The organism is Streptomyces sp. NBC_01591, assembly GCF_035918155.1.
GTDB lineage: Bacteria > Actinomycetota > Actinomycetes > Streptomycetales > Streptomycetaceae > Streptomyces.
Map to the genome: position 1 here is coordinate 2,431,657 of NZ_CP109327.1, position 24,660 is coordinate 2,456,316.

General features: G+C 70.9%; 21 protein-coding genes. 4 read left to right on the forward strand and 17 right to left on the reverse strand.

The window, feature by feature from the left end:
- Positions 1–10 precede the first annotated feature (10 nt).
- The 15 genes from OG978_RS11340 to rsmH form a co-directional block, all read right to left on the reverse strand.
- Positions 11–295 carry a YggT family protein gene (locus OG978_RS11340; RefSeq protein WP_326765083.1) on the reverse strand — a complete coding sequence of 95 codons (285 nt, stop codon included), beginning with the start codon at positions 293–295 and terminating at the stop codon, positions 11–13.
- Positions 296–365: 70 nt separating this feature from the next.
- Positions 366–983, reverse strand: coding sequence for a cell division protein SepF (locus tag OG978_RS11345; RefSeq protein ID WP_114244064.1), 618 nt, complete (start codon positions 981–983; stop codon positions 366–368).
- A gap of 126 nt (positions 984–1,109) precedes the next feature.
- Entirely contained in the window at positions 1,110–1,829 is a 720-nt protein-coding gene (locus tag OG978_RS11350; RefSeq protein WP_326765084.1) for a YggS family pyridoxal phosphate-dependent enzyme, read from the reverse strand.
- Positions 1,830–1,835: 6 nt separating this feature from the next.
- Complete coding sequence (pgeF, locus tag OG978_RS11355) at positions 1,836–2,576, reverse strand: peptidoglycan editing factor PgeF (RefSeq protein ID WP_326765085.1); 741 nt, start codon at positions 2,574–2,576, stop codon at positions 1,836–1,838.
- Entirely contained in the window at positions 2,573–3,784 is a 1,212-nt protein-coding gene (gene ftsZ, locus OG978_RS11360; protein WP_326765086.1) for a cell division protein FtsZ, read from the reverse strand. The genes pgeF and ftsZ overlap by 4 nt, the downstream gene beginning before the upstream one ends.
- Positions 3,785–4,061: 277 nt before the next feature.
- Positions 4,062–4,856 carry a cell division protein FtsQ/DivIB gene (locus OG978_RS11365; protein WP_326765087.1) on the reverse strand — a complete coding sequence of 265 codons (795 nt, stop codon included), beginning with the start codon at positions 4,854–4,856 and terminating at the stop codon, positions 4,062–4,064.
- Between the two features lie 50 nt (positions 4,857–4,906).
- Positions 4,907–6,001, reverse strand: coding sequence for an undecaprenyldiphospho-muramoylpentapeptide beta-N-acetylglucosaminyltransferase (murG, locus tag OG978_RS11370; RefSeq protein ID WP_326765088.1), 1,095 nt, complete (start codon positions 5,999–6,001; stop codon positions 4,907–4,909).
- 6 nt (positions 6,002–6,007) lie between these two features.
- Entirely contained in the window at positions 6,008–7,468 is a 1,461-nt protein-coding gene (gene ftsW, locus OG978_RS11375; RefSeq protein ID WP_326765089.1) for a putative lipid II flippase FtsW, read from the reverse strand.
- Between the two features lie 43 nt (positions 7,469–7,511).
- Positions 7,512–8,930: a UDP-N-acetylmuramoyl-L-alanine--D-glutamate ligase gene (gene murD, locus OG978_RS11380; protein ID WP_326765090.1), complete on the reverse strand. Its 1,419-nt coding sequence runs from the start codon at positions 8,928–8,930 to the stop codon at positions 7,512–7,514.
- Entirely contained in the window at positions 8,927–9,997 is a 1,071-nt protein-coding gene (gene mraY / locus OG978_RS11385) for a phospho-N-acetylmuramoyl-pentapeptide-transferase (RefSeq protein ID WP_326765091.1), read from the reverse strand. The genes murD and mraY overlap by 4 nt, the downstream gene beginning before the upstream one ends.
- A complete protein-coding gene (locus tag OG978_RS11390; protein WP_326765092.1) occupies positions 9,994–11,400 on the reverse strand; it encodes a UDP-N-acetylmuramoyl-tripeptide--D-alanyl-D-alanine ligase in 1,407 nt (468 codons plus the stop codon). The genes mraY and OG978_RS11390 overlap by 4 nt, the downstream gene beginning before the upstream one ends.
- 4 nt (positions 11,401–11,404) lie before the next feature.
- Positions 11,405–13,132, reverse strand: a complete 1,728-nt coding sequence (locus OG978_RS11395) for a UDP-N-acetylmuramoyl-L-alanyl-D-glutamate--2,6-diaminopimelate ligase (protein WP_442817674.1) — start codon at positions 13,130–13,132, stop codon at positions 11,405–11,407.
- An 18-nt stretch (positions 13,133–13,150) separates the two neighbouring features.
- Positions 13,151–15,133: a peptidoglycan D,D-transpeptidase FtsI family protein gene (locus OG978_RS11400; protein WP_326765093.1), complete on the reverse strand. Its 1,983-nt coding sequence runs from the start codon at positions 15,131–15,133 to the stop codon at positions 13,151–13,153.
- Between the two features lie 4 nt (positions 15,134–15,137).
- Positions 15,138–15,713 carry an FtsB family cell division protein gene (locus OG978_RS11405; RefSeq protein ID WP_326765094.1) on the reverse strand — a complete coding sequence of 192 codons (576 nt, stop codon included), beginning with the start codon at positions 15,711–15,713 and terminating at the stop codon, positions 15,138–15,140.
- A gap of 49 nt (positions 15,714–15,762) precedes the next feature.
- A complete protein-coding gene (rsmH, locus tag OG978_RS11410) occupies positions 15,763–16,728 on the reverse strand; it encodes a 16S rRNA (cytosine(1402)-N(4))-methyltransferase RsmH (protein WP_189540817.1) in 966 nt (321 codons plus the stop codon).
- A gap of 381 nt (positions 16,729–17,109) precedes the next feature.
- Between rsmH and OG978_RS11415 the strand changes: the two genes are divergently transcribed.
- The 4 genes from OG978_RS11415 to OG978_RS11430 all read left to right on the forward strand — a co-directional run bounded on the left by OG978_RS11415 (position 17,110) and on the right by OG978_RS11430 (position 22,850).
- Positions 17,110–17,673 (forward strand): beta-class carbonic anhydrase, encoded by a 564-nt coding sequence (locus OG978_RS11415; RefSeq protein WP_326765095.1) that lies wholly within the window; start codon positions 17,110–17,112, stop codon positions 17,671–17,673.
- Positions 17,674–17,914: 241 nt separating this feature from the next.
- Positions 17,915–18,964, forward strand: coding sequence for an AAA family ATPase (locus OG978_RS11420; protein ID WP_326765096.1), 1,050 nt, complete (start codon positions 17,915–17,917; stop codon positions 18,962–18,964).
- Positions 18,964–20,343 carry a DUF58 domain-containing protein gene (locus OG978_RS11425; RefSeq protein ID WP_326765097.1) on the forward strand — a complete coding sequence of 460 codons (1,380 nt, stop codon included), beginning with the start codon at positions 18,964–18,966 and terminating at the stop codon, positions 20,341–20,343. Before OG978_RS11420 ends, OG978_RS11425 begins: the two co-directional genes overlap by 1 nt.
- The gene (locus OG978_RS11430; RefSeq protein ID WP_326765098.1) at positions 20,340–22,850 is read left to right on the forward strand and encodes a DUF3488 and transglutaminase-like domain-containing protein; all 2,511 of its coding nucleotides are present in this window, start codon (positions 20,340–20,342) and stop codon (positions 22,848–22,850) included. The genes OG978_RS11425 and OG978_RS11430 overlap by 4 nt, the downstream gene beginning before the upstream one ends.
- A gap of 319 nt (positions 22,851–23,169) precedes the next feature.
- Here OG978_RS11430 and OG978_RS11435 read toward each other — a convergent pair whose 3' ends face one another.
- Positions 23,170–23,562 carry a DUF3040 domain-containing protein gene (locus OG978_RS11435; RefSeq protein WP_326765099.1) on the reverse strand — a complete coding sequence of 131 codons (393 nt, stop codon included), beginning with the start codon at positions 23,560–23,562 and terminating at the stop codon, positions 23,170–23,172.
- Between the two features lie 291 nt (positions 23,563–23,853).
- Complete coding sequence (locus tag OG978_RS11440) at positions 23,854–24,612, reverse strand: class I SAM-dependent methyltransferase (protein WP_326765100.1); 759 nt, start codon at positions 24,610–24,612, stop codon at positions 23,854–23,856.
- Between the last annotated feature and the right edge of the window lie 48 nt (positions 24,613–24,660).

The window sequence follows — 24,660 nt, forward strand, 5'->3', positions numbered from 1 at the left end:
ACCGTATCGCTCACAGGCTGATCACGATCCTGATCAGGATGGAGACGATGATCATCAGAACGAAGAAGGACAGGTCGAGTGCCACGCCCCCGAGACGCAGCGGCGGGATGAACCGCCGCAGAAGCTTGAGCGGTGGATCGGTGACAGTGTAGGTGGCCTCAAGTATGACCACCATCGGCTTGCCGGGCTGCCATGAACGCGCGAACTGGAAGACGTAGTCCATGACCAGCCGGAAGATCAGCACGATGAGGAAACACATCAGCGCGACATAGACAACTTGCAGTGCGACGCCCATTTCGCGCTTCCCTCTCCCCTGGCTCTCGTAGCTCCGGCCTCGCGGCCGGGTTGTTCCCGGTGTCGTGTTCTCAGCTCTGGTTGAAGAATCCGCCCTCAGCGATACGGGCCTTGTCCTCCGCCGTGACATCGACGTTAGCAGGCGACAACAGGAACACCTTCTGCGTCACGCGCTCAATGCTGCCATGGAGACCGAAGACGAGTCCTGCAGCAAAGTCGACAAGTCGCTTTGCATCCGTATCGTCCATCTCCGTGAGGTTCATGATCACCGGAGTGCCCTCACGGAAGTGTTCCCCGATGGTACGGGCCTCGTTGTAGGTCCTGGGGTGCAGCGTGGTGATGCGGTAGGGCTCCCGCTCGGACACGACCTTGGGCATGATCACCGGTGCGTTCTTCTCCATGTTCGGGCGTTCAGGTGTGATGGATGCCACGGGGGCGATCCGGGCGGGTCGCTCTCTTTCCGCCGGGATCTGAACCGGCTCCCGTTGCGCGGGAGGCTGCACCACTCGTACCGGTTCGTCCCGTTCCCGGTCCCGCTCCACCTGATGCGCGGGCTGGTGCCGCCGCCGGTCGCGCTCGGGCTCCGGCTCGGGTTCGAATTCGTCGTCGGGGTCGAACCCCGGACCGTCGTACCCATCGTCCTCCACGAGGCCGAGGTAGACCGCCATCTTGCGCATCGCGCCGGCCATGCTCTGAGTCCTCCGCTCTGTGGTGGATCGGCATCTGTCACCAAGTGCCCCGCGATCCACTGAGGCCTGCCCGCCATGGGCGGGAATGACCATATTTTCTGCTGTGGTCCGACCTGCTTGGCGACGTTACCCGAGCCCGGGTCGGACTCCGAGTACCGCCGTACCGACGCGCACATGTGTCGCTCCGGCCGCGACCGCGTCCTCGAGGTCCGCGCTCATCCCTGCAGAGACCATGTTCGCAGCCGGATGGTTCCCGCGCAGGCGGGATGAGAATTCCATCAGCCGGTCGAAGGCGGCCCGTTGCCGTCCCGCGTACGGTCCGGCGAGCGGTGCGACGGTCATCAGACCGCCGAGCCGCAGCCCCGGCGCGGAATCGACCGCGGCGGCCAACTCCTCGATCCCGTCCGGCGCGACGCCGCCCCGGTCGCCCCGCTCGCCGCTCTCCGCGTCGAGCGCCACCTGGATGAGACAGCCGAGTTCGCGCCCTTCGCGCTCGGCGGCCGCCGAGAGGGCCGTGACCAGTCTGGCCCGGTCCACCGACTGCACGACATCGGCATAACTCGCCACAGAACGAACCTTATTCGTCTGCAATTGACCGACGAAGTGCCATGTGAGCGACAGATCCGCACATTCGGCTGCTTTGGGGGCGGCGTCCTGGTCACGATTCTCCGCGACATGACGCACACCCAGTTCGTGCAGAATCCGCACATCGCTCGCGGGATAGGTCTTGGTGACCACGATGAGGGTCACTTCTTCCCGCTTGCGACCGGCGGCGACACAGGCGGAAACAATGCGTTCCTCCACCCGCGCCAGATTTTCGGCGAGTTGAGCCTTACGGTCCGTCATGCCCTATCAGTCCAACCAGACATATCCGGCGAGCCGCCCGGTGGTGCGGTCGCGGCGGTACGAGAAGTGGTCACTCGATTCGAGGGTGCAGACCGACGATGCCTGCCGGTCCTCGACCCCGAGCGCTTCGAGCTGGGCATGGACCCCGGCGGTGACATCCACGGCCGGAGTGCCCCAGCTGGTCTCGGACCAGGCGGCCGGAACGCTCCGCGCGACGTCGGCGCGCATGTCGGCCGGGACCTCGTAGCACCGTCCGCAGACCGCCGGCCCGGTGCGGGCGATGATCCGGGAAGTGTCGGCGCCGAGCCCGACCATGGCCTCGACCACGGCGGGGACGACCCCGGCGACCAGGCCGGGACGGCCCGCGTGCGCCGCCGCCGCGATCCCGGCGACCGGGTCGGCGAGCAGTACGGGGGTGCAGTCGGCGGTGAGCACGGCGAGCGGGAGCCCGCGCCGCGCGGTCACCACCGCGTCCACCGCGGGGATTTCCGAAGCGTCTCCCCACGGCCCGTCGACGACCGCGACGTCCCGCCCGTGCACCTGGTTCATCCAGACGACCTGCACCGGGTCAAGACCGAGATCCCGGGCGGCGCGGTCGCGATTGGCCAGAACGGCGGCGGGGTCGTCTCCGACCGCGCCGCCGAGGTTGAGCTCCTCGTACGGAGCGGCGCTCACTCCGCCCCACCTGTCGGTGAAGGCGAAGTGGGCGCCGCCCGCCGAGGACCGTGCGTGGTGCCGAGCTATCACTTCAAGAAGTCCGGGACATCCAGCTCTTCGGCCTGGGAGTCCTGGTAGGGACGGGCCGGCGGGACGTGCGGAGTGACCGGCGGCAGGTGAGTCTCGCTCGCCACCGATACGGGCTCCGCCTGGACCGGCGGCTCCTCACGGGTGGGCACGGAGCCCAGTCCACCGGTCTGACGCACCGGCTCGGGGGTCCGGACCGGCGCGACGGGCTCGTCGCGCTTGGCGGAGTTCGCGCCCAGGACGTTCTCGCGGCGGGCCGGCGGCTGTCCGCCGTCGAAGCCCGCGGCGATCACGGTGACGCGTACCTCGTCGCCCAGCGCGTCATCGATGACCGCACCGAAGATGATGTTCGCCTCGGGGTGCGCCGCCTCGCTCACCAGCTGGGCGGCCTCGTTGATCTCGAAGAGACCGAGGTCGCTGCCGCCGGAGATGGAGAGCAGGACACCGCGGGCGCCGTCGATGGACGCCTCCAGGAGCGGCGAGGAGATCGCCATCTCCGCGGCGGCCACCGCGCGGTCGTCGCCACGGGCCGATCCGATGCCCATGAGTGCCGATCCGGCCTCGGACATGACCGACTTGACGTCGGCGAAGTCGAGGTTGATCAGACCCGGGGTGGTGATGAGGTCGGTGATGCCCTGGACACCCGAGAGCAGCACCTGGTCGGCCGACTTGAACGCGTCGAGCACGCTGACCTGGCGGTCCGAGATGGACAGCAGCCGGTCGTTGGGAATGACGATGAGGGTGTCGACCTCTTCGCGGAGTTCGGCGATGCCGTCCTCCGCCTGGTTCGCGCGTCGCCGGCCCTCGAAGGTGAACGGGCGGGTGACCACGCCGATCGTCAGGGCGCCGAGCGAGCGCGCAATGTTGGCGACGACGGGTGCGCCGCCGGTGCCGGTGCCGCCGCCTTCTCCGGCGGTTACGAAGACCATGTCGGCCCCCTTGAGGACCTCCTCGATCTCCTCACGGTGGTCCTCTGCCGCCTTGCGACCGACTGCCGGGTTGGCGCCGGCGCCAAGGCCGCGGGTGAGTTCGCGGCCGACGTCGAGCTTGACGTCGGCGTCGCTCATCAACAGGGCTTGCGCATCAGTGTTGATCGCGATGAACTCGACGCCCTTGAGACCGACCTCGATCATTCGGTTGATGGCATTGACACCACCGCCGCCGACACCGATGACCTTGATGACTGCGAGGTAGTTCTGCGGTGCTGCCACGTCGAAGGCCTCTCGCCTCGAGTTACGTGTCGTCGCTTCGCGGTAGTCCCGCCGCGACGACGGATGCCGATTGGGACGGTCCGAAACGCCGACCCAAACCCTAACGTTGAAGTTTAGGGTTACCAGTGTGTCTGCTTCATGGACTCTTCCGAACAGGACACTAAGTCGACAAGTGGCGCACGTTCAACGAACACGCCGAACCTCCCGTTTTTCTTTTCACCCTATGTGATCACCCGTAGCGCTGACCAACCAGGGTGCTGGCCAGGCCAAATGTGCGTCAACTACCCGACACGGAAGGGGCGGTGGGTGCACTCACGTCGAAGTGTCCCGCTTTGGGCGTGGCTTTCATGAGAGCGGTGAGAACTCTCGCCTTCACCGGACCCCCTTCGCCGCTGCCCCAGATCACCGTGCGCCCCCGGGTGAGCTCCAGGGAGATCGAGTCGTACGAGGTGACCCGTACGACCTCGGTGTCCTTGGCGACGCCGCCCGGGAGTTCGCCCGCGACCCGGACCGCTTCCCGCACCAGCCGGGCACTGCCGAAACGGCGCAGACTCGCGGACTGATCAGGTTTCAGTTCCAGCAGAGGTACGCGCCCGGGCGATTTGTCCACCGTTGCGAAACGCACGCCTTTCGCGTCCACTTCAATGAATTTTGCGCCCTTTTTCACCAACAGGACCGGCTGTCGTTCGGTCACCTTAAGTCCGATTCCGTGCGGCCATGACCGTACGACATCCACGGAGTCGATACGAGGCAACTTCTGGCGCAACCGATCGGCGATGGCATCGGTGTCGACGGAGATCAGCGGGGCTCCGATCGGTACCGCCGCGGCGGCCTCCACCTCGGCCGGTGTCAGTACGTCGACACCGGTGGTCCTGACCTGTTCGGCCCGGAGCCAGGAGGAGCCGTAGAGCGCCCAGACGACGCCTGAGGCGAGCAGCAGCACCAGCACGCCGATCACGATCAGCGCCGCGCGGCTGGGCAGTCTGCGCCCTTCGGGGCGCGGGCGCGGCGGGCGGGCCGGGGAGTCCTCCTGCTGCCCTGCTCCGCGCTGGGCGGTCGTCGGTCCGGCCACGCTCGCTCCTTATGCCGGGTCCGGGAGCACCGCCCCCGGACCCGTCCGTCTCACGCCCCTCGGCGTGCGGCAATCGCCTCGTACACCATGCCGACGAGCAGGTCGTCGGCGTCCCGCCGGCCGAACTCGGCGGCGGCGCGGGACATCTCGTACAGCCGGTGCGGATCCGCGAGCACCGGGAGGACGTTGCCCTGCACCCACTCGGGGGTGAGCGCCGCGTCGTCCACCAGCAGACCGCCGCCGGCGTTGACCACCGGCTGGGCGTTGAGCCGCTGTTCGCCGTTGCCGATGGGCAACGGGACGTAGGCGGCGGGGAGCCCGACGGCGGAGAGTTCGGCGACGGTCATCGCGCCGGCGCGGCAGAGCATCATGTCGGCCGCGGCGTACGCGAGATCCATCCGGTCCACGTACGGTACCGGGATGTAGGGCGGCATCCCGGGCATGTTGTCGACGCGCGGCAATTCGTTCTTCGGGCCGACCACGTGCAGGATCTGGATGCCGGAGCGCTGCAGCAGCGGAGCGACCCGCTGGACCACCTCGTTGAGGTGGCGGGCGCCCTGCGAGCCGCCGGAGACCAGCAGCGTCGGCAGGTTGGGGTCGAGGCCGAACGCGGCACGCGCCTCGGGGCGGACCCGGGCCCGGTCCAGGGTGGCGATGGTGCGGCGCAGCGGGATGCCGATGTAGCGGGCACCGCGCAGCTTGCTGTCGGGGGTGGAGACGGCGACGCCGTGGGCGTACCGCGAACCGATCTTGTTGGCCAGGCCGGGACGGGCGTTGGCCTCATGGACGACGATCGGCACCCCGGCCCGCTTGGCGGCGAGGTAGCCGGGCAGGGCGACGTAGCCGCCGAAGCCGACGACGCAGTCCGCCTTGGTGCGTTCCAGGACCTGCTCGGCGGCCTTGATGGTGCCGCGCAGCCGTCCCGGGACGGTGATCAGTTCCGGGGTGGGCTTGCGCGGCAGCGGGACGGCCGGGATCAGGGCGAGTTCGTACCCCCGCTCGGGTACGAGCCTGGTCTCGAGTCCGCGCTCCGTGCCGAGGGCAGTGATTCCCACGGTCGGGTCCTGCCTGCGCAGGGCGTCCGCGAGGGCAAGCGCGGGCTCGATGTGGCCGGCGGTCCCCCCACCGGCGAGTACGACATGCACCGAAATTCACCGCTCTCCGGACGGACGCTTCTTGACGCGCCGTCTCATCGTCTTCCATCTCACCCCGGGCCTCCGCATGGCCAGGGCAGCCTTCGCTGCGGGATCCTCTCGCGCGAACGCGATCAGCAGCCCGACGGCGAACATGGTCGGCAGCAGGGCCGATCCTCCGTAGGAGAACAGCGGGAGCGGGACACCGGCGATCGGCAGCAGGCCGAGCACCGCACCGATGTTGATCACGGCCTGCACCGTGATCCAGGTGGTCACGCCTCCCGCGGCGTACCTCACGAAGGGGTCCTCCGTGCGTCCGGCCACGCGGATACCCGCATAGCCTAGAGCCGCGAAGAGGGCGAGTACCGACAGCGTCCCCGCCAACCCCAGTTCCTCCCCGGTGATGGCGAAGATGAAGTCGGTGTGCGGTTCAGGTAGTTGACCCCATTTTTCCACACTCGCGCCGAGCCCGGAACCGAACCATCCGCCGGACGCCAGAGCATAGATGCCGTGCACCGCCTGCCAGCAGGAGTCCCCCGGTCCGGGCTCGCTGGCGCCGATGCAGGCGAGCCTGGACATCCGGTTCGGGCTGGTCTTGATCAGCACGAAGGCGATCAGTGCGGCGAAGCCGAGCACCCCACCGAAGAGCCGGGTGGGTGCCCCGGCCAGCCAGAGCAGTCCGAACAGGATCGCGGTGAGAATGATCGCAGTTCCCATGTCGCCGCCGAGCATGATCAGCCCGAGGAGCATGAAAGCGACCGGGACGAGCGGGACGAGCAGGTGCTTCCACTGGGTCAGCAGCCGCTTGTCCTGTTTACGGGCGAGCAGGTCCGCGCCCCACAGCACCAGGGCGAGCTTGCCGAACTCGCTGGGCTGGAGCTGGAAGGGGCCGCCCAGGTAGAGCCAGTTCTGGTTGCCGTTGACCGACATCCCTATCCCCGGCACCTGGACCAGCACCATCAGGAAGACGGTTCCCATGAGCAGCGGGTAGGCGAACGCCCGGTGCAGTCGGGCGGGCATCCGGGCGGCGAGTGCCATCAGTCCGGCGCCGATGACGGCGGCCAGGAACTGTTTGCGGAAGAAGTAGGTGCCCGGCTTGTCCAGTTCCAGGGCCTTGATCATCGAGGCGGAGTAGACCATCACCAGGCCGAGCACGGTGATCAGCAGGCCTGCGCCCAGGATCAGGTAGTACGCGGTCAGCGGGCGGTCCCAGGCCCGGCGCACCCGCTCGTACATCCCCCGCACGCCCCCGCGGGGGGAACGGGGCGCACGGGGACTGCCGGCGGAGCGTCCCTTGGAGCGGGGCACCGAGGGGCGCCGGGCGCCGACGGCCGACCGGACCCTGAGGACGGGGCCGAACGGCCCCGTGGCGCCCGCACCCGCTCCCGCGAGCAGTGGTGGGGCGATTGCCCGGCTGATCGCCGCGGTGCCCCGTGAGCGGTGCCCACGGGGCCCGACGGAGCTCTCTTCGGCCGGCATTGTCGCTGTCCCCTCCACTGCTCGTGCGCGGAGGCCGGGCCGGTCAGGCGCTCTCGGCAGCGAGTGCGCGGACCGCGTCCGCGAACGCCTCGCCCCGCTTGTTGTAATTGACGAACATGTCCATCGAGGCGCAGGCCGGAGCCATCAGTACGGTGTCTCCCGGCCGGGCGAGCCGTGCCGCCTCGCGGACCGCCTCGGACATCGCCCCAGTGTCGGTCCGGTCGAGGTCGACCACCGGGACCTCGGGGGCGTGTCGCGTGAGGGCTTCGCGGATCAGTTCCCGGTCCCGGCCGATCAGTACGACGCCCCGCAGCCGCCCGGCCGCCCCGGTCACCAGCTCGTCGAAGGTGGCCCCCTTCGCGAGGCCGCCGGCGATCCAGACGATCGGGTCGTAGGCCGCCAGGGAGGCCTCGGCGGCATGGGTGTTGGTGGCCTTGGAGTCGTCGACGTACGCGACCCGGTCGATGTCCGCGACGTGCTCGATGCGGTGCGGGTCGGGGCGGAAGGCCCGCAGCCCGTCGCGTACGGCCGCGGGCTCGACGCCGAAGGCGCGGGCCAGTGCCGCGGCCGCGAGGGCGTTGGCGATGTTGTGCGGGGCGGGCGGGTCGATGTCCTTGACCTCGGCGAGCTCCTGGGCCTGCTTCTGCCGGTTCGCCACGAAGGCGCGGTCGACGAGAATGCCGTCGACGACGCCCAGTTGGGACGGGCCCGGTGTGTTCAGGGTGAAGCCGATGGCCCGGCAGCCCTCCTCGACGTCGGCCCCGCGGACCAGGTCCTCGGTCGCCGGGTCGGCCGCGTTGTAGACGCAGGCGACGCGGTTGCCCTCGTAGATACGGCCCTTGTCCGCGACGTACGCCGCCATGGAGCCGTGCCAGTCGAGGTGGTCCGGGGCCAGGTTGAGGACGGCGGCGGAGTGGGCGCGCACCGAGGGCGCCCAGTGCAGCTGGTAGCTGGACAGCTCGACGGCGAGTACGTCGTACTCCTCGTCGCCGAGGACGGCGTCCAGCAGGGAGACGCCGATGTTGCCGACGGCGGCGGTGCGCAGCCCGGCCGCCTCCAGGATCGAGGCGAGCATCCGCACGGTCGTGGTCTTGCCGTTGGTGCCGGTGACCGCGAGCCAGGGGGCCGCTCCGGGGCCCCGCAGCCGCCAGGCGAGTTCGACGTCGCCCCAGACGGGGACGCCCGCCTCGGCGGCTGCGGTGAAGAGCGGCTTGTCGGGCTTCCAGCCCGGGGTGGTGACGATGAGCTCGGTGGACTCGGGCAGGGTGGCCCCGTCACCGAGGCGCACGGTGATGCCCTGCGCCTCCAGCTCCGCGGCCTGCGTACGGGAACGCTCGTCGTCCCCGTCGTTGACCACCGTGACGACGGCCCCGAGGCCGTGCAGCACCTTGGCCGCCGGGATTCCGGAGACCCCGAGTCCCGCGACGGTGACGCGCTTGCCCTGCCAGTCCTGGTTGCTCACTTATCGGCTGCCCATCCCGCGTAGAAGAGTCCGAGTCCGACGATCACGCACATGCCCTGGATGATCCAGAAGCGGACCACGACAAGGACTTCGGACCACCCCTTGAGTTCGAAGTGGTGCTGGAGCGGCGCCATCCGGAAGACTCGCTTACCGGTCATCTTGAAGGAACCGACCTGGATGACCACGGACATGGTGATCATCACGAAGAGGCCGCCGAGGACGGCCATCAGGAACTCGGTGCGGGAGCAGATCGCCAGACCGGCGAGGGCGCCGCCGAGGGCGAGCGAGCCGGTGTCGCCCATGAAGATCTTGGCGGGCGAGGTGTTCCACCACAGGAAGCCGAAGCAGGCGCCCATCAGCGCGGAGGCGACGACCGCGAGGTCGAGCGGATCGCGTACCTCGAAACAGGCGTTGGGGTTGGTCAGGGTGTCCGCGTTGGCGCAGGACTCCTGGAACTGCCACAGCCCGATGAAGGTGTACGCGCCGAAGACCATCACCGAGGCACCGGTGGCCAGGCCGTCCAGGCCGTCCGTCAGGTTCACACCGTTGGACATGGCCAGGATCATGAACAGCGCCCAGACGACGAACAGCACCGGGCCGATCGACCAGCCGAAGTCCGCGACGAACGACAGCCGGTCGGAGGCCGGGGTGTTGCCGCGGGCGTCGGCGAACTGGAGCGAGAGCACCGCGAAGGCGATGCCCACGATCAGCTGGCCCGCCATCTTCGCCTTGGCCCGCAGGCCCAGCGAACGCTGCTTGACGATCTTGATGTAGTCGTCGAGGAAGCCGACGAGGCCCATGCCGGCCATCAGGAAGAGCACCAGCACGCCGGAGAATCGCATCTCCTCGCCGGTGATCAGCTTCGCCGCGATGTACGCGATGATCGTCGCCAGGATGAAGGCAATGCCGCCCATGGTGGGCGTGCCCTTCTTGGACCCGTGGGTACGCGGGCCGTCGTCCCGGATGAACTGCCCGTATCCCTTGCGGGCCAGCAGCTTGATCAGCAGCGGAGTCCCGACCAGGGTCAGGAAGAGCCCGATGGCCCCCGCGAAGAGGATCTGCCTCATCGGCCGGCGACCTCGCCCTCGGACGCGTTCTCCAGCAGTGCCATGGCGACCTGCTCCAGGCCGACCGACCGGGACGCCTTCACCAGCACGACGTCTCCCGGGCGCAGTTCACTGCGCAGCAGGTCGACCGCGGCCTGTGCGTCGGACACGTGCACCGACTCCTCACCCCACGAACCCTCGTTGTATGCGCCCAGTTGCAGCCAGGAGGCCTCTCTGCCCCCGACCGCGACGAGCTTGCTGACGTTGAGCCGGACGGCGAGCCGCCCGACCGCGTCGTGCTCGGCGAGCGAGGCGTCGCCGAGCTCGGCCATCTGGCCGAGCACCGCCCACGTACGCCGGCCCTTCCCCATGGCGGCCAGCGCGCGCAGCGCGGCTTTCATGGATTCGGGGTTCGCGTTGTAGGCGTCATTGACGAACGTCACGCCGTCCGGACGCTCGGTGACCTCCATGCGCCAGCGGGAGAGGGTGCCCGCCTCTGAGAGCCCTTCGGCGATCTCGTCTGCGGACAGGCCCAACTCATGGGCGACGGCGGCCGCGGCGAGCGCGTTCGACACGTGGTGCTCACCGTACAGGCGCATGGTCACGTCGCTGCACCCGGTGGGTGTGTGGAGCCGGAATGCGGGGCGTCCGTCGTCGGTGAGACGGACGTTCTCACCCCGTACGTCCGCTTCCGCGGCTTCGCCGAAGAGCAGCACCCGGGCCTTCGTACGGGAGGACATGGCGCGTACGAGCGGGTCGTCGGCGTTGAGTACGGCGAGGCCGTCCTCGGGCAGCGACTCGACCATCTCGCCCTTGGCCTGTGCGATCTGCTCGCGGCCGCCGAACTCGCCGATGTGGGCGGTGCCCACGTTGAGGACGAGGCCGACGCGGGGCGGGACGAGGCCGGTGAGGTAGCGGATGTCGCCGATGTAGCGTGCACCCATTTCGAGGACGAGGTGGCGGGTGTCCTCGGTGGCGCGCAGCGCGGTGAGCGGCAGGCCGATCTCGTTGTTGAGGTTGCCCGCCGGGTAGACGGTGGGCCCCTTGCGTTCGAGGAGCTGGGCGATGAGGTCCTTGGTGGAGGTCTTGCCCGCGGAACCGGTGAGGGCGACGACCGTGGTGCCGAGGCGGCCCACCACGGCGCGGGCGAGCGCGCCGAGTGCGGCCACGACGTCGTCGACGACGATCGCCGGAACACCGACGGGGCGGGCGGCCAGCACGGCTGCCGCGCCCGCCTCGACGGCGCGCTGCGCATAGTCGTGGCCGTCGACCCGCTCACCGGCGAAGGCGACGAACAGGCTGCCTTGCTTCACCTCTCGGGAGTCGATGACAACGGGCCCGCTGACGGTTGCTGCCGGATCGGGTATGTCGTGCGACTGCCCGCCGACGATTTCGGCGATCTCGGCGAGGGAAAGGGGGATCACTTGGTCATCCCTGACTGTTGTTCTCGTGGGTGTGGGCGCGGTGGCCGGCGCTCTCGGTGCGCTCGTGCCCCAGGGACCGTTCGATGGCCGCGCGCAGGACCACGCGGTCGTCGAAGGGGCGTACCACGCCATGGATGTCCTGGCCCTGCTCGTGGCCCTTGCCGGCGATCAGCACCGTGTCACCGGGCTCGGCGCGGGCGACCGCGGCGGCGATGGCGGCGGCCCGGTCGGCGTCGACCAGGACGTCGCCCCGCTCGTGGACGGGCACCTCGGCGGCGCCCGCGAGCATTGCGGCAAGGATCTTGAGGGGGTCCTCGGAACGGGGGTTGTCGGATGTCAGTACGGCGGTGTCGGCGAGGCGGGCCGCGGCGGCACCCATCGGGCCGCGTTTGGTCGTGTCGCGGTCGCCGCCGCAGCCGAGGACGATGTGCAGCCTGCCCTCGGTGACCTTCCGCAGGGAGCGCAGCACGGACTCGACGGCGTCGGTCTTGTGCGCGTAGTCGACGACCGCGAGATACGGCTGTCCGGCGTCGACCCGCTCCAGCCGGCCGGGGACGCCCGGGACAGCCGCGACGCCGTCGGCCCCGGCCTGCGGGTCGATGCCCGCGACGGCGAGGGTGACGATCGCGGCGAGGGTGTTGGCGACGTTGAACGGGCCGGGCAGCGGGGCCTTGGCGGCGATCCGCTCGTCCTTGGGGCCGACGACGGTGAAGGTGGAGCCGAGCGGCCCGCTCTCGACGTCCTCGGCGCGCCAGTCGGCGTCCGGGTGGCCCTCGGCGGAAAAGGTGACGATCGGGACGGACGCCTCGGTGATCAGCCTGCGGCCGTATTCGTCGTCGAAGTTGACGACGCCCTGCCGGCTGCGTCCGGGGGTGAAGAGCTGTGCCTTGGCCTGGAAGTAGTCCTCCATCCCGGAGTGGAACTCCATGTGTTCCGGGCTGAGGTTGTTGAAGACCGCGACATCGAAGACGCAGCCGTCGACCCGGCCGAGCACCAGGGCGTGGCTGGAGACCTCCATGGTCACCGAGTCGACGCCGCGCTCGCGCATGACGGCGAACAGGGCCTGCAGATCGGTGGCTTCGGGGGTGGTGCGCTCGGACTTGATGCGTTCGTCGCCGATCCGCATCTCCACGGTGCCGATGAGCCCGGTGGCGCGCCCGGCGCCGCGGAAGCCGCCCTCGATCAGGTAGGCGGTGGTGGTCTTGCCGGATGTTCCGGTGATGCCGATCTGGAGGAGGTCGGCGCCGGGCCGTCCGTAGATCTCGGCGGCGAGCTCGCCCATCCGGCCGCGCGGGTCCTCGGTGACCAGCACCGGGAGTCCGGTGGCGGCGGCGCGCTCGGCGCCCGCCGGGTCGGTGAGGATCGCCGCCGCGCCGAGACCGGCCGCCTGGGCCACGAAGTCGGCGCCGTGGAGGCGGGCGCCCGGCAAGGCCGCGTAGACGTCGCCGGGGCGTACCGCCCGCGAGTCGTGGGTGATGCCGGTGACTTCGCCGGTTCCCGGCGGCTCGACTCCCAGCCGGGCTGCCAGTTCGCCGAGCGAGGTCGGCCCGATCCGGTCCGGGCGGGGCGCTCCCGAGTAGTTCACAGGGGCGGCCTTCTGGGTGGTTTGGGACTGATCAGCGTGGGGCACGGCGGTGAGCGTACCGGGCGCACCCGGCCTCTCGCGAAGTGAGGGGCCGGGGTTCCGGTGGTTCTCGTTCCGGTTCCCGGGATCGGGCGTGATGGTTGTCACTGGATGGTTTCCCCGAGTTCACTCGCCGGGCTTGAAGGACACCGGCAGCCGGGCGGGCCCGCTGCCGGACGGTGGGGTCTGGAGGGTCTTGAGTGCGAACTCCATGACCTGCTTGTAGATCGGTCCGCAGATCTGGCCGCCGAAGTAGCTGCCCTTGGTCGGGTTCTGGATCGCGCAGTAGACGGTGATCTGCGGGTTGTCGGCGGGTGCGAAGCCCGCGAAGGAGGCGGTGTAGCCGTGGTAGCCGCCGCGTACCGGGTCGACCCGGTTGGCCGTACCGGTCTTGCCCGCCACCCGGTAGCCCGGGATCTTGGCCTTCGTGCCGGTGCCCTCCTCGTCGCCGACCACCGACTCCAGCATGGTGGCGAGCGACTTGGCGGTCTTCGCGCTGACCACCCTGGTCCGCTCGGGAGGGGCGGCGGCCGTGAACCGGCCGTCGGCGCCCTTGGTGCCGCGTACCAGCGTGGGCGCGACGCGGACCCCGTCGTTGGCGATCGTCGAATAGATGGAGGCGGCCTGCATGGCGTTGAGCGAGAGGCCCTGGCCGAACGGGATCGTGTACTGCTGCGAGGTCGACCAGTCCTGGGGCTTGGCGAGGATGCCGGGGGTCTCGCCCGGGTAGCCGAGACCGGTCGGCGAACCGATCCCGAACTTGCGCAGGTAGGAGTAGAGGACCTTGTTGGCCTCGGCCTGCGTCTTGCCCAGTTCGCCGGTGGCCAGGATGGTGCCGATGTTGCTGGACTTGGCGAGTACGCCGTTGAGCGTCAGGTACCAGGTGGGGTGGTCGATGTCGTCCTTGAAGAGCCGGTCGCCGCGGTGCAGCCGGTTGGGGACGGTGACATGGGTGCCCGGGGTGGCGGCCCCCTCCTCCAGCACTGCGGCCATGGACATGACCTTGCTGGTGGAGCCGGGCTCGTAGACGTCCTGGAGGGCCGCGTTGCCCAGCGACGCCGCGTCGGCCTGCGAGAGGTCGTTGGGGTCAAAGCCGGGTGCGTTGGCCATGGCGAGGACCTCGCCGGTCCTGGTGTTCTGGACGACCACGTAGCCGCGGTCGGCCTTGGACTTCTTCACCTGGTCGCTGATGGCCTGCTGCGCGGCCCACTGAATGTCGCGGTCGATGGTCAGCTCGATGTCGGAGCCGGGGACGGCCGGGACCTCCTTGGTGCCGGCGGTGGGCACCCGCCGGCCGCCGGCCTGGGCGTACCTGATCTTGCCGTCCTCGCCCGCGAGCTCCTTGTCCAGCTGCGATTCGAGGCCGCCCGCGCCCTTGCCGTCGGCGTTGACGTAACCCAGTATCCCGGCGGCGAGACCCCCGTTGGGGTAGACCCGTTTGGTGGTCGCCTCCTGGAAGACCCCGGCGAGCACATTGGCTCCCGGGCCGCCGCTCGCCCGGTCCTTGCCCGCCTTCTCGGCGAAGACGGACTTGAGGTCCTTGATCTGGTTCCAGACCTGCGGGGTCTGGCGGCGGGCCAGGACGACGTAGCGGCCCTTCTGGGACAGCTTCCGGGTCAGCTCGGTGGCGTCGGTGCCGAGGATCGGGGCGAGGAGCGCCGCCGCCTGCTGGGGCGCGTCGGGGGCCTTGCTGAACTCGGGCGTGAACATCGAGGGGTCGGCGGTGATGTTGTACGCGTCGACGCTGGTGGCCAGGGCGATCCCGCTGCGGTCGGTGATCTCGCCGCGCTCGGCGGAGATCGTGTAGCTGAGGTAGCGGTTCTCCTTGGCCTTGGCCGAGTACGCGGCGGCGTCGACGGCCTGGACCTGGAGCAGCCGGACGACGAACGCCAGCATGACGAGCGTCAGGGCGAGGCTGACCAGACGGAGCCGGGGGCGCGGGTTGCCGAGCCGCAGCGGGCGCGCGGTCCGGCCGCGTGGCGGGTGGGGGCGTCGTGCCGGGGAGGACGGGCGGCGGGCGGCGGGCCGGGGGCGCCCCTGACCGCCTGCGGCGCTGCGCGGGCGCGCGGGGCCGGGGACCCGGCGGCGCGGTGGTTCCTTGGGCGGCACTGCGTCACCTGCCGGGGCTCGTCGAGGACTGGTCTGCCGGGGTACGCGGCCCGGCGGGCGGGCGCGCGAAGGTGCTGGGCTGCGCGGCGGTGCCCGGGGAGCCGGCCGGTGCCGACGGGGAGGGCGAGGCCGGGGCGGTGGTGGGGAGCGCGGTCGCGGGGGGCGCCGCCGGCGTACTTCTCTTCGGCGGAGGCGGGGCGGGGACGGGCTCGGCGGTGGTCTCGGCGGGTACGCCGCGGACCGTGCCGTCCGGGTTCAGGAAGGCGGGGCTGCCGCCGGGCACCATGCCCAGCTCGCGGGCGCGCCGTTCCAGGGCGTCCGGCTTGGAGTAGCTGTCGACGTCGTGCTGGAGGGCCTGCTGCTCGTCGGTGAGCTCGGTGGTCCGTTTCTTCAGCTCGCTCAGCCTGAACGATCCTTCGTTGAGGGCCGAGTTGAGCACCAGGAGCGTGATCAGGCCGCCGCCGAGCAGCACCACGACCAGCAGGACGAAGGGGGTACGGGCCGCGTTGCTGGGCCCGGACGGCATCAGCCGGGCGAGCCGCGCGGCGCGCCCTTTCAACTGCCCGGCCGGTTTGCTCACCGCGCCGCCCCGTGCGTCACCGGTTTCCGGGTTCCCGGACGCCGGACGCTCATCGTTCCTCCTCGCGGATCCGCTGGGCGCCGCGCAGCCGGGCGGGGGCGGCGCGCCGGTTCTCGGCGACCTCCTCCTCCGTGGGCAGTTCCGCGCCGCGGGTCAGCAGCTTCAGCCGGGGCTGGTAGCGCTCCGGGACGACCGGCAGTCCGGGCGGCGCCGTGGTGGCGGCGCCCGCCGCGAACACCTGCTTGACCAGCCGGTCCTCCAGCGAGTGGTACGAGAGGACGGCGATCCGGCCGCCGACCGCGAGGCTCTGCACGGCGGCCGGAATGGCCCGCTCCAGTACGGTGAGCTCGCCGTTGACCTCGATGCGCAGCGCCTGGAAGGTCCGCTTGGCGGGGTTGCCACCGGTGCGCTTGGCGGCCTGGGGCAGCGAGTCGCGGATCAGCTCGACGAGACGGGCGCTGTTGCTGAACGGCTCCTTCTCGCGCTCCCGCACGATCGCGGAGACGATCCGCTTGGCCTGCTTCTCCTCGCCGTACGCCCGCAGGATCCGGACCAGTTCACCCGGCGGATAGGTGTTGAGCACCTCGGCCGCGCCGATGCCGGTCGTCTGGTCCATGCGCATGTCGAGCGGGGCGTCCTGGGCGTACGCGAATCCGCGGTCGGCCTCGTCCAGCTGCATGGAGGAGACGCCGAGGTCGAAGAGGACGCCCTGGACCTTCGGGATGCCGAGCCTGTCGAGCACCTCGGGCAGTTCGTCGTAGACCGCGTGCACCAGAGTGGCCCGGTCGCCGTACGGGGCGAGCCGCTCGCCGGAGAGCCGCAGCGCCTCCTTGTCCCGGTCCAGTCCGATCAGCCGTACGGACGGGAAGGCGGAGAGCAGCGCCTCACTGTGCCCGCCGAGGCCGAGGGTGCAGTCGACGACCACGGGCGCCTGCGGGCCCGGCGCCTCCAGAGCCGGGGCCAACAGGTCCAGGCACCGCTGGAGCATCACCGGGACGTGTCGGGTCTGGCTCATGCGCCCTCTCAGGCTCAGGTCCCGTGTGGCCGCACGTACGGCCTGGTCCCCGCCCGCTCAGAAGGGGAGGTCGACCGGCGCCGGGGAAGGGGCGTCAGCCGACCGGCGAGCGGGAGAGGGCCGGGCCCGTACGTACGCCGCACACACAGGGGAAATCTACGGAATGTGCAGGGTGTCGGTAACTTCCCGTCACTTTAGTCCACCCTGCCATTCGATCGATTCCCGATCAATCAACCCGGCAGCGCGTCGCCCGGCCCCCTGTTCACCCGCCCGAACGAACGGATGTGAAGCTTGTGGGTTACCTCACAACAAGGCTCGTTGACGTTCTTTGTCCCTTCTCACAGCACGACGGGGGCAGGTGCGGGAGCTAACGTCATAGCCATGTCGACTTCCGCGCACTCCCCCGTCCGGTCCTCCGCGACCGCCGCCGACCAGGCCCGCACCGGGTGCACGGTCACCGATCGCCTGGTCGAGGCGAACGTCCGGTACGCCGCCGAATTCGAAGACCCGGGCATGGACGCCAAGCCGGTGCTGCGCGTCGCCGTGGTCGCCTGCATGGACGCCCGGCTCGACCTGCACGACGCGCTCGGCCTGGCGCTCGGCGACTGCCACACCATCCGCAACGCGGGCGGCGTGGTCACCGACGACGTGATCCGTTCGCTGACCATCAGCCAGCGGGCCCTCGGCACGCGCAGCGTCATACTGATCCACCACACCAACTGCGGCCTGGAATCGATCACCGAGGAATTCCGCCAGGAGCTGGAGGTGGAGGTCGGCCAGCGTCCGGTCTGGGCGGTCGAGGCGTACAAGGACGCCGACCAGGACGTACGGCAGTCGATGCAGCGCGTGCGCACCTCGCCGTTCCTGCTGCACACCGACGACGTCCGCGGCTTCGTCTTCGATGTGACCAGCGGCCTGCTGCGGGAGATCCTCCCCACCTCCTGACCTCCCGGACGCCACCCACCGGGAAGCGAAAACCCCACCGAAACCGGCATATCGCCCCCAGTTGTCCACAGGCGAGTGACACGAAGCGGTAACGGCAACAAGAATGCGCGTGTGACATCCCGCGGACGTTTCCGAAGGGGTGTCCGTGTTTCGGGGCGGGCCGTACCGCGCATGCGCGTCGGCCCGTGATTGGGGTATCCCCTGCTCCTGGTGAGCGTGGGGCAGGGCCGAGGAGGGCCGGGTGACGACCTATGACGATCGAGCGAGCCTCACAGATCTGACCACGACCGCGGAGCGGGTGCGCAGGTCGGTGGAGAGTGTGATCGAGGGCAAGCCTGAGGTCGTACGGCTTTCGCTGACCGTGCTGCTGGCTGAGGGGCACCTCCTCATCGAGGATGTCCCCGGGGTCGGCAAGACGATGCTGGCCAAGGCGCTGGCGCGGTCCATCGACTGCTCGGTGCGGCGCATTCAGTTCACACCGGACCTGCTGCCTTCGGACATCACCGGTGTGTCCATCTTCGACCAGCAGCGGCGCGACTTCGAATTCAAACCGGGCGCGATCTTCGCCCAGATCGTGATCGGCGACGAGATCAACCGTGCCTCGCCGAAGACCCAGTCGGCGCTGCTGGAGTCCATGGAGGAGCGCCAGGTCACCATCGACGGGCACAGCTACGAGCTGCCCGATCCGTTCATGGTGGTGGCCACCCAGAACCCGGTGGAGATGGAAGGCACCTATCCGCTGCCCGAGGCCCAGCGCGACCGGTTCATGGCGCGGGTGTCGATCGGCTATCCGAGCGCGGAGGCCGAGCTGCAGATGCTCGATGTGCACGGCGGCCTCTCGCCGCTCGACGACCTCCAGCCGGTGGCGCACGCACACGACATCGTGAAGCTGATCGACGCGGTACGGACGGTCCATGTGGCCGACGCCGTGCGGCGGTACGCGGTGGAGCTCGTCGGGGCCACCCGCAGCCATCCCGATCTCCGGCTCGGCGCCTCGCCGCGGGCCACCCTGCATCTGCTGCGCGCCGCGAAGGCCTCTGCGGCGCTGAGCGGCCGGGACTACTGCCTGCCGGACGATGTGCAGGCGCTGGCGGTCGCGGTGCTCGCGCACCGGCTGCTGCCGACGGCACAGGCCCAGCTGAACCGTCGTACCGCCGAGCAGGTCGTGCAGGAGATCCTCCAGCAGACACCGGTTCCGACCGCCGGTGGCGGCGCCGCCCAGGTGCAGCCGCAGCATCAGCCGGGCCGTCCGGCGTACGGCCGGCAGCAGCCCGGCGCACGGCGGGTGTGATGGCCGCCGGGGGGCCGGCCGCGATGGAGGACGGCGACGGGAAGGGCGGTCTGCGGGCCGCTCTGAGCGGGCTGACCACGCGTGGGCGGTCCTTTCTGGCGGCCGGTATCGCCGCGGGGATCTGCGCCTATGTGCTCGGGCAGGCGGATCTGCTGCGGGTCGGGCTGCTGCTCGCCGCGCTGCCGCTGGTCTGTGTCGTGGTGCTGGTCCGTACCCGCTACCGGGTCGCGGGCACCCGGCGGCTCGCGCCGTCCCGGGTCCCGGCGGGGACGGAGGCGCGGGTCCATCTGCGGATGGAGAACGTGTCGCGGATGCCCACCGGACTGCTGATGCTGCAGGACCGGGTGCCCTATGTGCTCGGCCCGCGGCCCCGGTTCGTGCTGGACCGGGTGGAGGCGGGCGGCCGTCGCGAGGTGTCCTACCGGGTGCGGTCGGATCTGCGCGGGCGCTACCCGCTCGGGCCGTTGCAGCTGCGGCTGAGCGATCCGTTCGGGATGTGCGAGCTGACCCGTTCGTTCAGCGCGTACGACACCCTCGTCGTCATTCCGCGGACCGAGCCGCTGCCGCCGGTGCGGCTGGCCGGCGAGGCCCCGGGGTACGGCGAGGGAAGGCAGCGTTCGCTGGCGCTGGCCGGTGACGACGACGTGATCCCGCGCGGCTACCGGCACGGCGACGATCTGCGCCGGGTCCACTGGCGCTCGACCGCGCGCTACGGCGAGCTGATGGTGCGCCGCGAGGAGCAGCCCCAGCGGGCCAGGTGCACGGTGCTGCTGGACACCCGGCGGATCGCCTACCAGGGGACGGGGCCCGACTCCGCCTTCGAGTGGGCGGTGTCCGGGGCCGCGTCCGCGCTGATGCACATGCTGGAGCGTGGCTTCGCCGTCCGGCTGCTGACCGACGGCGGGAACGCGGTGCCGGGCGAGGGCGCGGGCGGTTTCGCCGGATCGACGCAGGAGTCCGCCGACTCGGCGGGGCTGATGATGGACACCCTGGCGGTGGTCGACCACTCCGACGGCAGCGGTCTGTCGCGCGCGTACGACGTGATGCGCGGCGGCAACGAAGGGCTGCTGATCGCGTTCTTCGGCAATCTGGACAAGGAGCAGGCGGCGGTGGCGGCGCGGATGCGGCAGCGCAGCGGCGGCGCCGTCGCGTTCGTACTGGACAGCGCGGCCTGGGTGCCGGGCGATGTCCCGCCCGCGGGGGCGGAAGAGGCGTCCGAGCGGCGGCTGCGGCTGCTGCGGGAATCGGGCTGGACGGCGGTGGCGGTGGCGCCCGGGACCGGTCTCGCCCCGTATTGGCAGCAGGCGGGGCACCAGGGCGTGGCGGCGCAGTCCGCCGCCACGGGCGGCACGACGGGATTCTCCGGGGGATGGTCATGAGCGGTCGTGGTCGGCTGGCGCTGTGCGCCTTTGCGGCGACGCTGATGGCGGCGGCCTCGATGCTGCCGCTGGTCGAGCCGGCCGGGTGGATCCTGCAGGCGGCGTTCGTGCTGGCGGTCCAGAGCGGGATGGGGGCGCTCGTCCGCCGGGCGCCCGTGCCCCGCATGCTGGTCGTCGCGGCGCAGGTGCTGGTCACGCTGGTCCTGCTGACGGTGGTGTTCGCCAGGGAGCAGGCGCTGGCCGGTGTGCTGCCCGGCCCTGAGGCCGTCCAGCGGCTCGCACACCTGCTGTCGTCGGGCGCCGAGGACGTCGGGAGGTACGCGCCTCCGGCTCCCGTGACGGACGGCATCCGGCTGATGCTGATCGGCGGTGTGCTGCTGGTCGGCCTGGCCGTGGACGCCCTCGCCGTGACGTTCCGCAGCGCGGCCCCGGCCGGCCTGCCGCTCCTCGCGCTCTACTCGGTGGCCGCGGGGCTGTCCGAGGGCGGAGCGGACTGGCTCTGGTTCCTGCTGGCGGCCGGTGGCTATCTGCTGCTCCTGCTGGCCGAGGGCCGGGACCGGCTCTCCCAGTGGGGGCGGGTCTTCAGCGGCGCGGCCGCCAGGTCCATGGGCGGTCCGGCGGTCGGTGCGTCGATTTCGAGCGGCCGGCCCACGGCCCCGGTCCGTACCGGGCGCCGCATCGGTGCGCTGGCGCTGGGTGTCTCGCTGGTCGTCCCGGCGGCGCTGCCGGCGCTCGAAGGCGGAATGCTGTTCGGTGCGGGCGGCAGCGGGAGCGGCAAGGGGGGCGGCGGCACCATCTCCGCGGTGAACCCCCTGGTCTCGCTGCAGGACAACCTGAACCAGCCGGAGAACCGGCAGGTGATGTCCTACCGCACCAATTCCGGCGCCCCGCAGGACTTCTATCTGCGGATTCTGTCCCTGGACCAGTTCAACGGCAGCGAGTGGCGACCCTCCACACGCCGTCTGAGAGATGTGCCCGATCGGCTCCCTGCTCCGGAAGGCCTCGGCCCGGACGTGGAGGTCACGGAGGTCAGGTCGAACATCTCCGCGTCCGGCTCCTACCGGCAGACCTATCTGCCGCTCCCCTACCCGGCGACCGAGGTCAGGATCGACGGGCGCTGGCGGTACGAACCGGATGGGCGGACGCTCGTGGGTGACCGCGGGGAGACGACCCGCGGTGCGCAGTACCAGGTCTCCAGTCTGATGGTCCAGCCGACCGCCGAGCAGCTCGCCACGGCGGGCCCCGCGCCGGCCGCGCTGCGGCGCGAGTACACCCGCGTTCCCGGCTCCCTGCCGAAGGTGGTCGAAGAGACCGCGAACAGGGTGACCAAGGGCGCCGCCAACGATTACGAGCGGGCGGTGAAGCTGCAGAACTACTTCGCCTCGGACGGCGGCTTCAGCTACGACACCTCGGTGAACTCGGGCACCGGAAGCGCGGCGATCAGCCGGTTCCTGAAGGACAAGCAGGGCTTCTGCGTCCACTTCTCCTTCACGATGGCCGCGATGGCACGGACGCTGGGTATTCCGGCCCGGGTCGCGGTGGGCTTCACCCCCGGGACCGAGCAGTCGGACGGTTCGGTCTCGGTGGGGCTGCGCGATGCGCATGCCTGGCCCGAGCTGTTCTTCGAGGGCGTCGGGTGGACCCGCTTCGAGCCGACTCCGACGCGGGGCAGCACGCCGCCGTACACCCAGCAGGATGTCCCCGCGGGCGACACGGAGGCCCCGGCCCAGCCCGAGAAGGGCTCCTCGGCGGCTCCCTCGATCGCACCGTCCGTCCCGGACAGCTGCCCGGCGCAGATGCGCAAGCAGGGCGAGTGCGGCAGCTCGGCGGCACCGGCCGTGACACCTCCGACGGATTCCGGGACACCGACGAGCACCGTCGTCGGGGCGGTCCTGCTCGCTGCGGTGATCCTCGCGCTGCCCCTGCTGCCGCTGCTCTGGCGGCTCCGGGCACGCAGGCGCAGGCTGAGTCTCTCCGCCGGGCGTACGCCGGTCCGGGGGCAGGCCGCAGCACCGCCGGCGGGGCAGGGCACCACCGGAACCGACCGGGACCACGGCATCGAACCGGACCGGCCGGTGTACGCGACGGCCGGAACGCTCGCGGCCTGGCAGGAGATCACCGACACCGCCTGGGACCACGGCATCGAACCGGACGACTCCCGTACCCCGCGCAAGGCGGCGGCCCGGGTGGTGCGGCTGGGGCAGCTGGAACCCGATGCGGCCGCCGCGGTGCACCGGGTGGCCGGGGCGGTGGAGCAGGTCCTCTACGCCCCGGAGCCCCGGGTGAGCACCGGTCTCGCCGAGGACGTGGAGACGGTACGAGCCGGTCTGCGGGCGTCGGCCGGCCGGCTCGCCCGGATCCGGGCAGTCGTGGCACCGCGCTCGGCCGTTCGGGTGGTCTGGGCGGCCTCGGACCGCTGGACGGCGTTCACCGGCAGGTGGACGGCGCTGTGGGACCGGGACCGGTGGGCGGGATGGCTGCGGCGGCCGTCGCGCCAGCAGGGGTGACCGGGGGCTGGTCGGGGTGACCGGGGACCGTCCGGGATGACCAAGCACCGTCCGGGGTGCCCCGGGGCGGCCGGGGCGGCCGGGGCCGTGGTCTGCGGCCCGCCACCGGTCCCGGTCGCCTGGGCTGCTGCTGTCGCTGCGGCAGCGGCAGCGGCAGGGCTCGCACCGGTGAGCCGGACGGCTCCGGGGGCGTCTGCCCGCGTGAAGGCCCGCCCGCAGAGAAGTCAGGCCGACGGCCGCCCGCGGCGGCCGGTCCCGGTCATACATGAGGGGCGGCCGCGAAGACGCGGCCGCCCCTCACCCAAGTGTGTCCGAGGGCCTACTGACCCTGCTCGTCGCGGCGGCGCTGCCACCGTTGCTCGATGCGGTTCATCACGCTCCGGCGTTGCCTGGGCCGGCCGCGCTCGCCACCGCCTCCGGCTGCCGGACGCTCGCCCGGCTTGGGCGCCTTGCGCCAACCAGTGACCGCAAGGACCGCGCAGCCCAGCATGACGAGGAATCCCACCACACTGATCCAGATCTGCTGGGCGACCATTCCGGCCATGAGGAGCGCGATACCCACCAGGAAGCCTGCGACCGCCTGGTAGACCCGTCGCCGGGTGTACGTACGCAGCCCGCTTCCCTCGAGCGCTGTCGCGAACTTGGGATCTTCGGCGTACAGCGCTCGCTCCATTTGCTCGAGCATTCGCTGCTCGTGCTCCGAGAGCGGCACGGAGTCCTCCTCGTCGTCGGCCGCGGGGGGCGGCCGGTATGCGGCCCTTCCAGGATAGGCAGGGAATCGCCCCCGTGAAACCCGCCTTCTTGCCCATCAGCCAGTCCGGGCCGCCACAACGGCTCAGCTGCTGAGGCGTTGATTCCCCAACCTCCGATCCGTCATGCCGGATGGTGTCCCCCGATCATACGGGGCGAAGCCCCCGATCGGGGGGCCTGGTGCGTACTCCGTCTGCCGCTGCGTCGCTGATCAGCCGCGCTGCGGCCGAGCCACCACCGGACCGGACCGCGCTCAGGCGCGCTTCGTGCCCAGAACGTGCAGCTGCGTCGCGACCGAGTGGAAGGCGGGCAGTTCGGCCGCGGCCGACTCCAGCTTGAGCAGGGCCTCCATGGCACCGGGCTCCGTGTCCACCAGGACACCCGGCACGAGATCCGAGAAGACCCGTACGCCATGGACCGCGCCGACCTCGATGTCGGCGCCCGAGACCAGTTCGGTGAGCTGCTCCGCGGTGTAGCGCCGGGGCACCGGGTCCCCTTCGCCCCAGCGACCCGCCGGGTCGCTGAGCGCCTGCCGGGCCTCGGTGAAGTGACCGGCGAGCGCGCGGGCCAGGACGGCACCGCCGAGCCCGGCGGCGAGCAGGCTGAGCGCACCGGACGGCCGGAGCGCCTCCACGGCATTGCGTACGCCTTCGGCAGGGTCGTCCACGTACTCCAGGACGCCGTGGCACAGCACCGCGTCGTACCCCCCGCGCTCGACCACCTCGAACAGGCCGTGGATATCGCCCTGGACACCGCGGACCCGGTCGGCGACCCCGGCCTCGGCCGCGCGGCGCTCCAGCGCGAAGAGCGCGTTGGGGCTGGGGTCGACGACGGTGACGCGGTGGCCGAGACGGGCGACCGGCACCGCGAAGTTGCCGGTGCCGCCGCCGGTGTCCAGGACATCCAGGGCGTCCCTGCCGGTCGCCTTCACCCGGCGGTCGAGGGCGTCCTTGAGGACCTCCCAGACCACGGCGGTACGGAGGGAGGCGCGGGGGCGCAGCTGGTCCGACACGGCAGATGACTCCTCGGCACGGTGCCGCCTCTGACGGCGGAGCGTGAA

Coding starts and splice junctions, on each gene's coding strand:
- OG978_RS11345 (WP_114244064.1), bottom strand. CDS start 983: ATGGCCGGCGCGATGCGCAAGATGGCGGTCTACCTCGGCCTCGTGGAG.
- OG978_RS11340 (WP_326765083.1), bottom strand. CDS start 295: ATGGGCGTCGCACTGCAAGTTGTCTATGTCGCGCTGATGTGTTTCCTC.
- OG978_RS11430 (WP_326765098.1), top strand. CDS start 20,340: ATGAGCGGTCGTGGTCGGCTGGCGCTGTGCGCCTTTGCGGCGACGCTG.
- mraY (WP_326765091.1), bottom strand. CDS start 9,997: ATGAGGCAGATCCTCTTCGCGGGGGCCATCGGGCTCTTCCTGACCCTG.
- OG978_RS11425 (WP_326765097.1), top strand. CDS start 18,964: ATGGCCGCCGGGGGGCCGGCCGCGATGGAGGACGGCGACGGGAAGGGC.
- OG978_RS11350 (WP_326765084.1), bottom strand. CDS start 1,829: ATGACGGACCGTAAGGCTCAACTCGCCGAAAATCTGGCGCGGGTGGAG.
- ftsW (WP_326765089.1), bottom strand. CDS start 7,468: ATGCCGGCCGAAGAGAGCTCCGTCGGGCCCCGTGGGCACCGCTCACGG.
- rsmH (WP_189540817.1), bottom strand. CDS start 16,728: ATGAGCCAGACCCGACACGTCCCGGTGATGCTCCAGCGGTGCCTGGAC.
- OG978_RS11415 (WP_326765095.1), top strand. CDS start 17,110: ATGTCGACTTCCGCGCACTCCCCCGTCCGGTCCTCCGCGACCGCCGCC.